General features: G+C 74.5%; 11 protein-coding genes and 1 pseudogene. 7 read left to right on the forward strand and 5 right to left on the reverse strand.

What is annotated here, in order from left to right; all coding sequences use genetic code 11:
• Positions 1–6: 6 nt before the first annotated feature.
• The 3 genes from bagB to AC5RWQ_RS13360 are packed head-to-tail and all read right to left on the reverse strand — an operon-like array spanning position 7 to position 2,813.
• Positions 7–1,158, reverse strand: a complete 1,152-nt coding sequence (gene bagB / locus AC5RWQ_RS13350) for an ATPase BagB (RefSeq protein WP_494283042.1) — start codon at positions 1,156–1,158, stop codon at positions 7–9.
• A 54-nt stretch (positions 1,159–1,212) separates the two neighbouring features.
• Positions 1,213–2,190, reverse strand: a complete 978-nt coding sequence (bagA, locus tag AC5RWQ_RS13355; protein ID WP_494283043.1) for an ATPase BagA — start codon at positions 2,188–2,190, stop codon at positions 1,213–1,215.
• Between the two features lie 26 nt (positions 2,191–2,216).
• Positions 2,217–2,813 carry an Rv0361 family membrane protein gene (locus AC5RWQ_RS13360; protein ID WP_494283044.1) on the reverse strand — a complete coding sequence of 199 codons (597 nt, stop codon included), beginning with the start codon at positions 2,811–2,813 and terminating at the stop codon, positions 2,217–2,219.
• Between the two features lie 446 nt (positions 2,814–3,259).
• Here AC5RWQ_RS13360 and sp36 point away from each other — a divergent pair, with 446 nt between their 5' ends.
• From sp36 to AC5RWQ_RS13390, 6 genes and pseudogenes are all read left to right on the forward strand, one after another.
• Positions 3,260–3,415 (forward strand): Sp36 family protein, encoded by a 156-nt coding sequence (sp36, locus tag AC5RWQ_RS13365; RefSeq protein ID WP_334484193.1) that lies wholly within the window; start codon positions 3,260–3,262, stop codon positions 3,413–3,415.
• A gap of 5 nt (positions 3,416–3,420) precedes the next feature.
• Positions 3,421–3,882, forward strand: coding sequence for a RidA family protein (locus tag AC5RWQ_RS13370; RefSeq protein ID WP_334484190.1), 462 nt, complete (start codon positions 3,421–3,423; stop codon positions 3,880–3,882).
• Positions 3,883–4,005: 123 nt separating this feature from the next.
• The gene (locus AC5RWQ_RS13375; RefSeq protein WP_494283045.1) at positions 4,006–4,839 is read left to right on the forward strand and encodes an MBL fold metallo-hydrolase; all 834 of its coding nucleotides are present in this window, start codon (positions 4,006–4,008) and stop codon (positions 4,837–4,839) included.
• Positions 4,836–8,408, forward strand: a complete 3,573-nt coding sequence (locus AC5RWQ_RS13380) for an adenylate/guanylate cyclase domain-containing protein (RefSeq protein WP_494283046.1) — start codon at positions 4,836–4,838, stop codon at positions 8,406–8,408. The genes AC5RWQ_RS13375 and AC5RWQ_RS13380 overlap by 4 nt, the downstream gene beginning before the upstream one ends.
• Positions 8,409–8,538: 130 nt before the next feature.
• Positions 8,539–8,973: pseudogene (locus AC5RWQ_RS13385) on the forward strand (hypothetical protein); the annotation flags it as partial.
• Between the two features lie 166 nt (positions 8,974–9,139).
• Positions 9,140–10,684, forward strand: coding sequence for a serine/threonine-protein kinase (locus AC5RWQ_RS13390; protein ID WP_494283047.1), 1,545 nt, complete (start codon positions 9,140–9,142; stop codon positions 10,682–10,684).
• Here the strand turns inward: AC5RWQ_RS13390 and AC5RWQ_RS13395 are convergent.
• Positions 10,671–10,994, reverse strand: a complete 324-nt coding sequence (locus tag AC5RWQ_RS13395) for a hypothetical protein (RefSeq protein ID WP_494283048.1) — start codon at positions 10,992–10,994, stop codon at positions 10,671–10,673. The genes AC5RWQ_RS13390 and AC5RWQ_RS13395 overlap by 14 nt on opposite strands.
• 257 nt (positions 10,995–11,251) lie before the next feature.
• On the opposite strand from AC5RWQ_RS13395, the gene AC5RWQ_RS13400 reads away from it, so the two are divergent.
• The gene (locus AC5RWQ_RS13400) at positions 11,252–13,006 is read left to right on the forward strand and encodes an alpha/beta hydrolase (RefSeq protein WP_494283049.1); all 1,755 of its coding nucleotides are present in this window, start codon (positions 11,252–11,254) and stop codon (positions 13,004–13,006) included.
• 86 nt (positions 13,007–13,092) lie between these two features.
• Here the strand turns inward: AC5RWQ_RS13400 and AC5RWQ_RS13405 are convergent, their stop codons facing one another.
• Positions 13,093–14,082 carry a hypothetical protein gene (locus AC5RWQ_RS13405; protein ID WP_494283050.1) on the reverse strand — a complete coding sequence of 330 codons (990 nt, stop codon included), beginning with the start codon at positions 14,080–14,082 and terminating at the stop codon, positions 13,093–13,095.
• Between the last annotated feature and the right edge of the window lie 79 nt (positions 14,083–14,161).

Below are 14,161 nucleotides of genomic sequence, written 5' to 3' on the forward strand. Positions count from 1 at the left end.
CGCCGGTCACGGCCGGCTGATCGCCGCGCCGATCGTCCGCAGCCCGTCGACGTCGTGCACGTCGGCGGGCTGCGCCGTCACCGACACCGCCGGCACCGCCGGGAACGCCTCGGTGAACCGGGCCGCCACCTGTTGCTCGCGGATCGCCTGCTGGGCCAGCGCGGCGTGCGCCCGGAGCACCTCGACGGTGCCGTCGTGGCCGCCCAGCTCGGCCAGCCGGGCCGCCCCGGCCAGGCTCTCCGCCGGGTCCAGCGTCTGCACCCTCGGCCGGTGCACCCGGTTGAGCACCAGGCCGGCCAGCGGCATCCGCTCCTCCCGCAGCCGCCCCGCGAAGTAGGCCGCCTCCCGGACCGCGTCCGGCTCCGGCGCCGCGACCAGCAGGAAGGCCGTCTCCCGCGCCTGCAGGATCCGGTACGTCTGCTCGGCCCGCTGCCGGAAACCGCCGAACATCGAGTCCAGTGCGGCGACGAAGCCGGACAGGTCGGTGAGCAGCTGGGCGCCGAGCACCTTCTGCACCACCTTCGAGAACATCCCGAAGCTGGCGGTCACGAAGCTGAACATGCTCCGCCCGCCGCTGCGCGCCGGCGCCAGAAGCAGGCGCAGCATCCGGCCGTCCAGGAAGCGGGAGAGCCGGGCCGGCGCGTCCAGGAAGTCCAGCGCGGAGCGCGACGGCGGGGTGTCGACGATGATCAGGTCCCACTCGCCCCGGGCGTGCAGCTGACCCAGCTTCTCCATCGCCATGTATTCCTGGGTGCCGGCAAAGGTGGAGCTCATGGCCTGGTAGAAGGGGTTGGCGAAGATCTCCGCCGCCTTCACCGGATCGGTGTGCTGCAGCACCACGTCGTCGAAGGTGCGCTTCATGTCCAGCATCATGGCGTGCAGTTCGCCGCCGCTGACCTCGACGTCGATCCCCTTGACCTGGCGCGGGGTGTTGTCCAGCTCGGTCAGGCCGAGGGACTGGGCCAGCCGCCGGGCCGGGTCGATGGTGAGCACCACCGTCCGCCGGCCGTGCTGCTCGGCCGCGCGCAGCGCGAGGGCGGCCGCCGTGGTCGTCTTACCCACCCCGCCCGCGCCACAGCACACGACGATCCGCACGCCGGGGTCGGCGAGGATCTGGTCGACGTCCAGCGGTGGCGCCGCGTCTTCGGAAGGCACCAATCGAGCGTATCGGGCCGGTGCGGTCCGCGCTCCCGTGCCGACGTCAGGTGTGAGTCAATCCGCCCTGCCGAGGATCTTCGCCAGCGTCTCCAACCCGGCCCGGTCGACCCCGTCGGGAAGCAGCGGCAGCTCGGTCAGGGGCAGGTCCAGCTCCATCAGGTCGGTCCGGAGCGAGTCCTCCAGCTCCCGGCGGACCTGCTGGTCGCGCGCCTCGTCGGCCAGTCCGGCGACGGTCGCCGCGTCGGCCGGCAGCCCGGCCGCGACCAGCCCGCGCTTCAGCTCGGCCCGGGTCACCTCACGGCCGGTCGGCAGCGGCGGCCGGGCCGCGTTGACGATCACCCGGCCGACGGGGAAGCCCAACTGGTTCAGCTCGGTGATCGCGTCGACCGTCTCCTGGACCGGCATCTCCTCCAGCAGCGTGACCACGTGCACTGCGGTCATCGGGGAGCGCAGCAACGCGGAGACCCCCTCGCTCTGGGTCTTGATCGGGCCGACCTTGGTCAGCCGGGCGGTCTCCGCGGTCACGTTGAGGAAGCGGCCGATCCGGCCGGTCGGCGGCGCATCCAGCACCACCGCGTCGTACGCCCGGCGCTGGCCGGTCGTGCGGGTGGTCGCCTCCTTCACCTTGCCGGTGAGCAGCACGTCCCGCAGGCCCGGGGCGATGGTGGTGGCGAAGTCGATGGCGCCGACCTTGCGCAGCGCCCGCCCGGCCGCGCCCAGCTTGTAGAACATGTCCAGGTACTCGAGGAGCGCCTCCTCGGCGTCCACCGCCAGGGCCCGCACCTCGCCGCCGCCGGGGGCGTCGGTCAGGTGCCGCTCCTCGTAGGGCAGCGGCTCGGTGCCGAAGAGCTGGGCGATGCCCTGCCGCCCCTCGACCTCGACCAGCAGCGTGCGCCGCCCGTCGCCGGCCAGGGCGAGCGCCAGCGCGGCCGCCACGCTCGTCTTGCCCGTGCCGCCCTTGCCGGTCACCACGTGCAGGCGGGAAGGCCATCCGGTGCCTGCCGGGTCCGCCGGCCGCTCAGCTGATCGCACCCGACGAGCCTATCCACCCGGCGGCGTCAGCCCACCTCGCAGACCCACCAACCCGTCTTCCGCACCACTGTGAAGCGCAGCGACTGCTCGGCGACCTTCTCGTCCGCGGTGGTCATGGTGAGCTTGGTGGTGACGGTGGCCCGGTCGCCGGTCTGGTTGTCCACCTTCGGGCTCGACCACCGGAAGCGCGGATTGCGGTAGTCGGTGGCGTACCGGTTCACCTCGGCGACCTTGCCGTCGATCTTCTTGCTGTCCCGCGAGGCGGAGCAGACGAAGGTGGCCGCCTTGCGCGCGTCCCGGTCCCGGTAGACGGCGGTGAGGAAGCCGTCCACCGCGACGGTCGGCTCCGGGGAGCCCTGGCCGCTCTCGGTGTCCCGCAGGGCCAGGAAGGCGGCGGTCCCGCCGCCACCGCAGAGCAGGATGGCCGTGGCCAGCACGATCGAGGCGATCAGCAGGCCGCGCCGGCGGGGTGCGGCCGGTGCCTGGTACGTGGGATAGGCCGGCGGGACGGCGCCCGGGGTCGGCGTGCCGGCGGAGGTCGGGCCGGTGCGGCCGGTCCCCTCCTGCCGGGACGCCGGCGTGTCCGGCGATCCGCTCGCGCCACCGAACGGCGGTTGGGTCATGTGGTCCCCCGGGGGGTGGGGCGTCCTCGCCGCCCCAGGCGACGACGCGGGCTCGGCACGGCGGGCGACCCCTGATCGCCCGTCGACGCAGAAGGGTAGCGGTCGATGGGCTCCGCGTGCCGGACCGCTCAGAAGTGCTGTTCCGCGCGGTCATGTTCCGGATCGGCGGCGTGTCGCATATGTGACCGAAAGTGATCGGGCGTGCGCGTCCCGTTGTGGCGTCCTTGCAGGTGGTCCTACGGTCGTCCCGGTGCGGGGGAGCGGGTCGGGCGGTGGGTCCGGTCGGACGGCGGTCATTCAGGTACGAGGCCCCAGCCGTACGACCACGAGGGCCGGTGCGGCGAGGTGCCGGCCGCCCCCGAGCAGCGTCCCGCGCCCCGGTCGACCTCCGGACCGTAGGCTGTGCCGGAAAGCAGTCCACGCGCAGGCAAGGGAGCCTTCCTCCGATGCAGAAGTGGGAATATTCCACGGTCCCGCTGCTGGTCCACGCGACCAAGCAGATCCTCGACAACTGGGGCGAGGACGGTTGGGAACTCGTCGCCGTGGTGCCCGGCCCGAACCCGGACCAGCTGGTCGCCTACCTGAAGCGCCCGAAGGGCTGAGGCTCGTGAGCAACGGACCCCACGCGAAGCTGGCCGAACTCGGCCTCACCCTGCCGGACGTGGTGCCCCCGGTGGCCAGCTACGTCCCGGCCGTGCAGTCCGGCCAGCACGTCTACGTCTCCGGCCAGCTGCCGATGGCCGAGGGCAAGCTGCTCGCCACCGGCAAGGTCGGCGCGGGTGTCTCCGCCGACCAGGCGAAGGACCTGGCCGAGCGGTGCGCGCTGAACGCCCTCGCGGCGATCGACTCGCTGGTCGGCCTGGAGAACGTCGTCAAGATCGTAAAGCTGAGCGGCTTCGTCGCCAGCGCGCCCGGTTTCACCGGTCAGCCCGGCGTGATCAACGGCGCCTCCGACCTGTTCGGCGCGGTCTTCGGCGAGGCCGGCCGGCACGCCCGTTCCGCGGTCGGGGTCGCCGAGCTCCCGCTCGACGCCCCGGTCGAGGTCGAGGTCATCGTCGAGGTCGGCTGACGTCACCGTCCGTCCCCGCGATCTTGCAGCTGGTACGCCGGCGAAAGCCGTGAACGGCCACAAATGCCGGGCGGAAGCAGCAAGATCGCGGGGAGTGGCGGGCGGGGTCGTACGATCGCAGCCATGGGCGGGCATGTGACGGGGCCGGCGGCCGCGCTCGCGGACGGTCTGCCGGGCTGGGTGACCCTGCTTCGTGCGCCCAATCCGGGGCCGATGACGCTGGACGGGACGAACACCTGGGTGCTGCGTGCCCCCGGGGCGGAGCACGCAGTCGTCGTCGACCCGGGCCCGGCCGACGAGGAGCACCTGACCCGGATCGCCGCGCACGGGCCGGTCGGGTCCGTGCTGATCACCCACGGGCACCCGGACCACACCGAGGGCGCGACCCGCCTGCACGAGCTGCTCGGCGGAGCTCCCGTGTTGGCCGCCGACCCCGCGCACACCGTCGGCGCCGGGCCGCTGACCCCGCAGGCCGCGCTGGACGCCGCCGGCCTCACCCTCCGGCTGCTGCCCACCCCCGGACACACTGCCGACTCGGTCTGCTTCCTGGCGGAGCGTGGCGACGAGCGGGTCGTCCTCACCGGCGACACCATCCTGGGCCGGGGCACCACCGTGGTGGCGCACCCGGACGGCCACCTCGGCGACTACCTGACCAGCCTGGAACTGCTCGCCACGTACCGGGGGATCCCGGCCCTGCCCGGGCACGGCCCGGCGCTGGCCGACTGCGGCGCCGCCGCCGAGTTCTACCTGGCCCACCGCCGGGCCCGGCTCGACCAGGTCCGGGCCGCGGTCGCCGAGGGCGCCACCACCGCCCCGGAGGTGGTCGCCCGGGTCTACGCGGACGTCGACCGGTCGCTCTGGTGGGCCGCCGAATGGTCGGTTCGGGCTCAACTGGAGTACCTCGGTGTCGACCCCCGGGAATCCGGCGCCGGGGGTGCGGAGTTGGAGCAGCCGTGACCTGCCCCGTGTGTGGAACCGTCGCGGTGCCCGGCGCGCGGTTCTGCCACAACTGTGGCGCCGCGCTCCCGGCCGCCGCCACCCTGCCGGCCGCCGAGCGCCGGGTGGTGACCGTGCTCTTCGGCGACCTCTCCGACTTCACTTCCTGGTCCGAGGACCTCGACCCGGAACGGGTCGGCGCGGTCACCGACCGGGTGCTCGCCGCGCTCGCCGGCGCGGTCAAGACCTTCGGCGGGCACGTCGACAAGCTCACCGGCGACGGCATCATGGCGGTCTTCGGCGCCCCGGTGGCCCACGAGGACGACGCCGAGCGGGCCGTCCGGGCCGCGCTGTCCATGCAACGCGCGGTCCGCCGGGTGCTCGACGACGAGCGGGGCGGCGGCGCGCCGCTCGGCCTGCGGGTCGGCCTGAACACCGGCGACGTCATCGCCGGCATCCAGGCCGCCATCGAATACACCGTCATCGGCGACACGGTGAACACCGCCGCCCGGTTGGCCGACGCCGCCGCCGTCGGCGCGGTCTACGCCGGTGCGCGGACCTCCGCCGCAACCCGGCACATCGCCTCCTGGCGGGCGCTGCGGCCACTGCGGCTCAAGGGCAAGCGCGAACCGGTCGAGGCGTACGAGCTGCTGGGTCTGCTCGACGCGCCGGGCACCCGCTCCGGCCTCGGTGACGAGGCGCCCTTCGTGGGCCGGGAGACCGAGATCGGCCGGATCGCCGGGCGACTCGCCGAGGTGATCGACCGGGGCGAACCCCGGGTGGTGCTGATGACCGCGGAGGCGGGCATCGGCAAGTCCCGGTTCGCCGCCGAGGTGGAACGCCTCGCCGCCGGCTACGACGTCGGCGCCGGCCGGTACGCGGCGCACAGCGGGGCCCGGGTGCTCTCCGTACGCTGCGCCGCGTTCGGCGAGCGACGCCGGCTCGCCCCCCTGGCCGACCTGGTACGGGCCGCCGTCGGCCTGCCCAACGACCCGGCCACCGCGCTCACCCGGCCGGCCGTGGAGGAGCGGCTGCGCCGGCTCGGCCAGCGGCTGGGCCGGCTGCGCCCGGATCCGACGCCGCTCGCCACCGACCAGCTGCTCGCCCTGCTCGGCTACGCCGAACTGCCCGCCGGCAGCCCGAGCGACCAGGGCGAGTGGAGCGCCAGCCCGCCCCCGGCCGACGCCGAGGCGGTGCCGAACGCGGTGGCCGGGCTGCTCAGCGCGCTCGCCGGCGAGGCGCCCTTGGTGATCGTCGTGGACGACCTGCACGACGCCACGGCCGAGACGATCCGCGCCCTCGGGCTGACCCTGTCCCGGCTCACCGGCCCGGCGCTGGTGCTGCTGCTCGGCCGGCCGGAGCTGGTGCGGACCGCCGGGGCGCTGACCCGGGTCGCGGACGCCGAGGTGCACGCGCTGCCGCCGCTGCGGGGGGCGGACGCCTCGCGCCTGCTCACCGGCTACCTGAGCGGCGGCCGGCTGCCGCAGCCCGACACGGACCGGCTGCTCGCCACCGCCCAGGGCAACCCGTTCTACCTGGCCGAGCTGGTCACCCTGCTGCGCGAACGCGGCGCGCTGACCGCCGGATCGGACAGCGGCTGGCGGCTGGTGCCCGGCTCGCTGGGCAGCCGACTGCTCTCCCGCGACCTGGCCGCCGTGCTCGCCGCCCGGATCGACGCGCTGCCGACGGACGCCCGCTCGGTGCTGCGGGACGCCGCCGTGGTCGGCGACAGCGTGCCCACCGGGGCGCTGGAGGCGCTGCGCGGGCAGCGCGCGGGCGGCGACGGACGGCCCGCCGCGGTGGCCGCGGTCGAGCTGGAACGGGCCGTCGAGGAGCTGCTGCAACGACGGATGCTGCATCGCACCCGGACCGGGTACGCCTTCGCCACCCCGCTGATGCGGGAGGCCGCGTACGCCGGGGTGAGCAAGGCCGAGCTGGCCGAGCGGCACGCCGCGCTGGCCCGGTGGGCGGCGCCGGCCAGCGGTTCCCCGGTCACCGCGCCCGGCGGCTTCACCGACGCCGCCCGGGACGACTTCGTCGCCGAGCACGTGGAACGGGCCGCGGCGCTGGCCGACGCGGTCAAGCTCCGGCCGGACGCGCCGGCGCGTACGGTCACCCCGCTGGGCGTGGCCGCGCTGGGCCGGGCCGCCCGCCGATCGCTGCAGGCCGGGGAGCCGGCGCTGGCCGTCGAGTACGCCGAACGCGCCGCCGAGCTGGCCCGGGACGGGGTACCGCCGGCCGACCGGGTGGTGCACGCCCGGGCGCTGCTCCAGGTCGGGCGCCCCACCGACGCGCTCGCCTTCGCCGAGAAGATCGCCGCGAACACCACCGACGAGGGCACCCGGGCCAGCGCGCTGCTGCTCGCCGGGCAGGCCTGGCAGACCCTCGGCGACCAGCAGCGGGCGACCGCGTGCTGGCAGGAGGCGTTGCAGGTGGCCACCGACGGCGACCTGGCGACCCTGCGCGCCTCGGCCATGCGCCGGCTCGGGATGGCCGACTTCATCGCCGGTCGACTCGGCCAGGCGAGCAGCCGCCTCGCGGCGTCGTACCAGGTCAGCCTGGCGGCGAAGGACCCGCGCGGGCAGGCCTGGTCGTTGCAGAACCTGGCGTGGGTGACCACCACCCGGGGCGACTTCGCCGGCACGGACGCGGTGCTGGCCCGGGCCGCCCGGCTCTTCGCCGAGCTGAAGGACCCGTACGGGCGGGCCTGGCTGCGGGGCACCACCGCGTTCGCCCGGCTGCTCGCCGGGCGGCTCAAGGAGGCCTGCCGGCTGGCCAACGTCTTCCTGCCCTTCGGTGAGCGGGTCGGCGAGGCGTGGGCGGTGGGCACGCTGCGGGCGGTCCACGCGTTCGCCGGGGCGGAGCTGGGCGAGGTGGCCGAGGCCGACCGGGAGGCCCGCCGGGCGTACCGGGACTTCGCCGAGGTCTCGGACGACTGGGGGCGCGGCTTCGCCCTGGTCGTCCGGGGGGTGGTGGCGCGCGGCCTGGGCGAGCCGGAGCACGCGGCGGACCTGTTGACCGACGCGCTGGCGTACGCCGAGCGCACCTCGCACCCGCTGCTGACCGGGATGGCCGGCACGCTGCGCGGTTTCGTGGCGCTGGACATGGGCGACTGCGAGCTGGCCGAGCGGGACGCCCGGGCGGTGCTGACCGCCGTCGAACCGCACAATCCGCAGGCGCCGGCCCAGGTGGGGCCGCGGGTGCTGCTGGCCACCGCCCGGCTCGCCGCCGGTGACCCGGCCACCGCGGTGGGGCTGCTCGCCCCGGTGGCGACCACCGCGGCCAGCGCCCCGACCCTGCTCTTCTCCCGTCGCCAGACGATGGCCCGGTACGCCTCCGCGCTGCTCGCGCACGGTCGGCGGGAGCAGGCGCTGGACTGGGCCCAGCGGGCGGTCGCCGCTCCGGCCGAGGACGTGCGCAGCCAGGTGATCGGGGCGAGCGTGCTGGCCGAGACGCTGGCCGCCTGCGGCCGGCCGGTGGAGGCGCTGGCCTGCGCCCAGGAGGCGGTCCGACTGGCGTACGCGACCGAGCAGCGCAGCGAGCGCGCGTCGGCCGACGCGCTGCGCGCGGGTCTGGCCGCCGGGGTCTGATCCGCCGCTCCCGCCCCTCGGGCAAGGTCTGCCGGTTTCGGGGATGTGTCCCACGGTGAGGGCCGGTTAGCGTGGCACTTCCACGCGGTCGTCCGGATGCGACGGCCGCGCCGTCCGCCTGGGAGGACAGATGAGGCTGCCGCGTTCCGGCGCCGGCTGGACGATCGCGGTCTTCGGCGTCCTGGCGCTGGTGATGGGCGCGCTCGGGCTGCTCTGGCCGGAGGCGCAGCTGCGGCTGCTCGGCTTCGAGGTGCCGGCGCGGCGGGCGGCCGGCGACTACACCGGCACGTTCCTCACCGCGTCCTCGATGGCCTCGTTCAACATGGGCGTCTACTACCTGCTGGCGACGGTCACCGAGTGGCGGTCGTTCTACCGTTTCACGGTCTTCTTCCGGCTGGTCACCTTCACCGTCTTCACGCTGACCGTGCTGGCCGGCGTGGCGCCGGACCGGTTCATCGGGGTCGCCCTCTGGGAGGGGCTGGGCGCGGTCGCCACCGCCGTCGGTCTGTGGTGGGACGCCCGCCGCGCCACCGGACCGGGGCTGGTGGACGGCCCGGCCGTCGACGGTTCGAACCTCGCCGATGCGCCGGACGCCGAGCCGCAGCCGGGGGTGAAGGCGCAGGCCAGCGGCCCGGTGACGGGTGCGGAGGCCGGCCCGGCCGCCGCCGGTCCCGCGTCCTCCGCCGGTACGGTCCGCTGAGCGCCCCGGCGGGACGGGTATTTTCGAAGCCGTGACCGAGACCTCGCCCGGCGCGCTCCGGCTGCCCATCGTGCCCGGTCTGACCGATCTGCAGGTGTTCGCCCGGGGCGGTTACGCCACCGTGTACCGGGCGACCCAGATCTCGGTCGGGCGGGAGGTCGCCGTCAAGGTCGAGAACCGCACGCTGGACAGCGAGCGGGACCAGGCCCGGTTCCTGCGCGAGGCGCGGGCGGCGGGCAAGATGTCCTCCCACCCCCACGTGGTTGACCTCTTCGACGTCGGGGTGACCGTCGACCAGCACCCCTACCTCATCATGGAACTCTGCGACGGCTCGTACGCGGAGCGGATGCGGCACTGCCCGCTCGGCGCGCCCGAGACCCGCGACCTCGGCATCAAGATCGCCGACGCGCTCGCCCACTCGCACGCCGCCGGGGTGCTGCACCGCGACGTGAAGCCGGCCAACATCCTCTACTCGCACTTCAACCCGGCGGTGCTGGCGGACTTCGGGCTGGCGGTGCTGGCCGAGGTGCGCGACGCGTCGGTCACGCTGGAGGTGCTGACCCCGGCGTACGCGCCGCCGGAGATGTTCAGCCACAGCCCGCCCTCGCCGGCCGTGGACGTCTACGCCCTCTGCGCCACCCTCTACGCGGTGATGAGCGGGAAGCCGCCGCGCTGGCAGTCGGAGCGGAACCCGAGCCTGGTCACCGTGCTGGAGATGTTCCACCAGCCGATCCCGGAGCTGCCCGGGGTGCCGCCCGAACTGGTCCACGTGCTGCGCGCCGGGATGTCGAACGATCCCGCGGAGCGGCCGTCCGCGATCGAGCTGCGGGACCTGCTCCTCGCCCTGCCGCTGGACCCGGCCCCGGCCCCGGTCAGCGGCGCGCCGGTGAGCGGGGCCCCGATCTCCGGGTCGCCGGTCGGCGGGCGTGCCACCACCGGCAGCCCGTACCCCGCGGTCGGGACCGGTCCGCGGCCGCCGGCGGAGAGCGACCATCCGACCGTGCCGCACGCCGGCCGGCGCTGGCGCCGGTGGTTCCTCGGCGGCGCCGGGGTCCTCGCCCTGGCCGCCTCCGCGAGCGCCGGGGCCTGGCTGGCCGGCGGCGCCCCACCGGTGGCCGGGCCCGCTGCGACGGCGGCGGCGAGCACCCCGTCGTCCTCGCCGGCGGCCGGTGGGCGGGCGTTGCCGGCCTGCGCGGCGCTCGGCCCGGCGGTGTCCCTGCCGGTGGCCGCGCGGTGCGCCGCGGAGCTGGAGTGCTTCGGGCCGGTACGGCTGCGCGGGGACCGGGCGGAGGCGGCCCGGACCTCCTGCGACGGCCGGCACACCTGGGAGTCCTACCTGGAGGGTGAGCTGCCGGCCAGGCTGGTCGAGGCCGGCCACGCCGAGGTCAGCGCGGATCCGGTGGTCGGGGCGGTCTGCAACGCGCGGACGTTCCGGCTGACCAGCGGCATCGAGCAGGCCGCCGGCTGGCACCTGGAGGTGTTGCCGCCGACCGGGGCGGACCTCGACCGCCGGTACCGCTGCCTGGCGGGCCGGGGCGTGGACGCCCTGGTCGGGCCGACCCTCATCGGTCGCTGACCCGCTGGGCGGGCGGGTCCAGCCGGGATCGCACCGCCGCGCTGTCCAGCGCGTCCAAGGTGTCCGCGTCGAGGCCGGGCAGCGCGGCGTCGGGCTGCCCGAGGGCGGCGGCCTCCTCCCGATGGTCGCGCTGGCGCAGCGCGGCCACCGCCGTGCCGGCGGTCGTCGCGAGGACGACGCAGAGCAACGCCAGCCCCACGGTGGGGATGCCGGCGGGGTGCCAGACGACCAGGACCACCAGCACGGCGACGGTGGCGAGCGACGCGACCGCCGCGACGATCCGCGGGTCCGGCCTGAGTATTCGGCCCATCCGACAAGCATGTCCGCCCCGGCGGGACTGTCAATCCGCGCATCGGTGACACGCCGCCTCGTTCCGGGCCTCACATTTCGGGTGGTCGTCGGACCGAAATATCAAGAGCGTCGACCATGAAAAATTCGTTACATCATTCTGGAGGAACGCGGCTTTGATGGGGTTTTGCCGGGCCGTTTGCCTTGTCGGTCGTTCCTAGAGTGACGGAGGTCGAGGTGTTCCTCGACCGTCCCCGTCCTCCACCGGAAGGCATCCACATGCCACGTAGAACCCGGTCCCTGGCCGCAGCAGCGCTCGCCGGCTTCGTCCTCACCGGATCGGCGGTCGTCCCCGCCACCTCGGCGGCGGCCACCCCCGGCTGGGGCCCACCGGCCACGTCGGACCGGACCAGCGCCGTCGAGGCCCGCCGCGTCGACCGCGTGCCCACGCCGAAGCTCGACTGGTACGCCTGCTACGACTCCGCCGAGTGCGCCACCGTCCGGCTGCCGCTGGACTACGACCAGCCACACGGCGCGACCACCGAGATCGCCCTGCTCCGGGTCAGGGCCCGTGACCAGCAGCACCGCATCGGCAGCCTCTTCCTCAACCCCGGCGGCCCCGGCGGATCCGGCACCGACATCGCGCTCGCGGCCCCCTACTTCCTCGGTGACGACCTGCTCGACCGCTTCGACGTCGTCGGCGTCGACCCGCGCGGGATCGCGGCCAGCGAGAACGTGAAGTGCTTCCCCTCGGTGAAGGACCAGACCAGGGCGTACACCGGGCTCAAGGTGGCCTTTCCATGGACGGCGGACGAGACGAAGGCCTACCTGACCTCGTCGAAGGTGGTCGGGAAGGCGTGCTCGTCGACCGGCCGGCCGCTCACCGGGGCGATGTCCACCGCCGAGGTCGCCCGCGACATGGACGTGCTGCGCCGGGCGGTGGGCGACAAGACGCTGAGCTACCTCGGCTTCAGCTACGGCACCGCGCTCGGCCAGTACTACGCCAACATGTTCCCGGACCGGGTCCGGGCGGTGGTCGTCGACGGGGTGCTCAACCCGGACGCCTGGGTGGGCCAGGGCGCCGCCCGCGGCCAGCTCCAGGAGACCCGGCTGCGCAGTGCCGACGGCGCGTACCAGGCGTTGCACGAGATCCTGGTCCGCTGCGACAAGGCCGGCGCGCAGGCCTGCCCGCTCGCGGCCGGCGACCCGGTCGCCTCGTACGAGCTGGTGGCCCAGCGGCTGCGCAAGAAGCCGGTGGTGGTGGACGACCCGGAGTACGGCTCCTACACGGTCGGCTACGCCGACTTCGTCAGCGCCAGCCTCGGCGCGCTGTACAGCCCGGACGGGTGGCAGTCGATCATCGGGATCACCAGCGACCTGCTGGCCCTCACCGACCCGCAGTCGGTCACCCCGGCCCGGCTCGCCCAGGCACGCAAGGCGCTCGGGCAGCGGGCCACGCAGGCCCGCCAGCAGCGACGGTACGACTTCCCGTACGACAACGGCCTGGAGACCTTCCTCGGAGTCGACTGCACCGACTCGTACCACCCCAAGAAGCTCGCGGACTGGCCGGCGCTCAGCGCCGCGGAGGACAAGCGGGCGCCGTACTTCGGGCGGGCCTGGGCCTGGGGCACCGCAGCATGCGCGCGGGACAGCTGGACCGTTCGCGACGAGGACGCCTACACCGGCCCGTTCAACCGCCGGACCGCCAACCCGGTGCTGGTGGTGGGGAACTACTGGGACCCGGCCACCAACTACCAGGGCGCGGTGAGCTCGGCGAAGCTGCTGCCGAACAGCCGGCTGCTCAGCAGCGACAGCTGGGGCCACACCGCGTACGGCACGTCCGCGTGCGTCACCGGCGCGGTGGACGCCTACCTGCTCAGGCTGAAGCTGCCGGCCAGGGGGACGGTCTGCACCGGTGACGCGCAGCCGTTCGTGGAGCGCGAGCCGGGGCTCGCCCGGCGGGCGGGCGAGCCGAAGCGGCTCCCGCCGGTCGTCGCGCCGCTGCCCGTGGTGGGCTCACTGACCGTCCGCTGACCGACTCCGGGGTACGGCGGGCGATCGGGTCGCCCGCCGTACCCCGGGCCCGGCTGGTCAGCGAGGTGCCGACCCGGAACGGCCGGTCACGCGAAGGCGGTGGTGTAGTACCGCACCCGGTAGAAGCGGGCGCCGCTCTTGCTGTGGTTGCCCGAGCTGAAGTGGATGGTCCGGCTCCACTCCCCCTCGCCGGAGCCCGGCACCACCCAGGTCCGCACCCCGTTGGGCAGCCGGGTGTACGCCTTCACGTGGTCGGCGCCGCTGACCACGCTGGAGGTCAGCTGCCAACTGTTGCCCGCGTAGACGACGCTGAGCGAGCGCACGTTGTAGGACGAGGTGAAGAAGTACCCGCTGCCGTCGTGGTCGGGCAGGATGTCATGTCCGGTCTTCGCCCGCCCGGCGCCGTCGCTGAAGGTCAGCTTCGTCCGGTACGACAGCCGGGTGCTCGATCCGTTGCCGGTGATCGCGTACAGCCGCACCTCGCCACTGCCGACCGCGATGACGAAGCCGCTCTGGTGGTAGATCACCCCGTGTGCGCCGGGGAAGCCGTAGAACTTCACCGCGCTGGTGCCCGGCTTGCCGCCGTTGCTGGACGGCACGAAGAGGTGCAGCCCACCACCAGTGGACGAACCGGTCGGCCCCTTGGAGGTGGCGACCACGATGGCGCCCTTGCCCTCGATCCGCTCGATCGAGTGCGGATTGCCGTCCACGGTCGCCTGCCAGACGATGCCGCCGGTCCTGGCGGAGCTGATCGCGCTCTCGTCGATCATCGCGGCGCGGCCCAGGTGGTCACCCACCCCGGAGGAGGTCACCAGCATGACGTTGCCCCACCGCGCGGTCGCCCGCCGCTTGACGTCGGAGAGGTTCGTCCACGTGCCGGTGGTGCTCGGCGCCTTCCAGAGCACCGTGCCGCTGTTCCAGGCCGCCGGGTTGAAGCGCAGGATCCGTCCGCTGGCCTGCTCTGTCGCCATCACGTAGTGGGTCGCCGCCTCGGCCGGCGCGGCGCCGAGCAGGCCGGCCGCCGGTGCGGTCACCGCGGTGGCGGCCAGCCCCTTGAGAATGGCTCTTCTGTCCATGACACCCTCCCCTGTGGATCGTCGCCCCGATCGTGGCAGTGGAGGACGGGCGAACGCAGGGTGTCGAAACGGTCACCCT

It is taken from the genome of Micromonospora sp. BS32, assembly GCF_059089345.1.

What these genes read in the sequence shown, in the direction of transcription:
- AC5RWQ_RS13360 (WP_494283044.1), bottom strand. Translation starts at nt 2,813, where the DNA reads ATGACCCAACCGCCGTTCGGTGGCGCGAGCGGATCGCCGGACACGCCG.
- sp36 (WP_334484193.1), top strand. Translation starts at nt 3,260, where the DNA reads ATGCAGAAGTGGGAATATTCCACGGTCCCGCTGCTGGTCCACGCGACC.
- AC5RWQ_RS13375 (WP_494283045.1), top strand. Translation starts at nt 4,006, where the DNA reads ATGGGCGGGCATGTGACGGGGCCGGCGGCCGCGCTCGCGGACGGTCTG.
- AC5RWQ_RS13395 (WP_494283048.1), bottom strand. Translation starts at nt 10,994, where the DNA reads ATGGGCCGAATACTCAGGCCGGACCCGCGGATCGTCGCGGCGGTCGCG.
- AC5RWQ_RS13400 (WP_494283049.1), top strand. Translation starts at nt 11,252, where the DNA reads ATGCCACGTAGAACCCGGTCCCTGGCCGCAGCAGCGCTCGCCGGCTTC.
- AC5RWQ_RS13405 (WP_494283050.1), bottom strand. Translation starts at nt 14,082, where the DNA reads ATGGACAGAAGAGCCATTCTCAAGGGGCTGGCCGCCACCGCGGTGACC.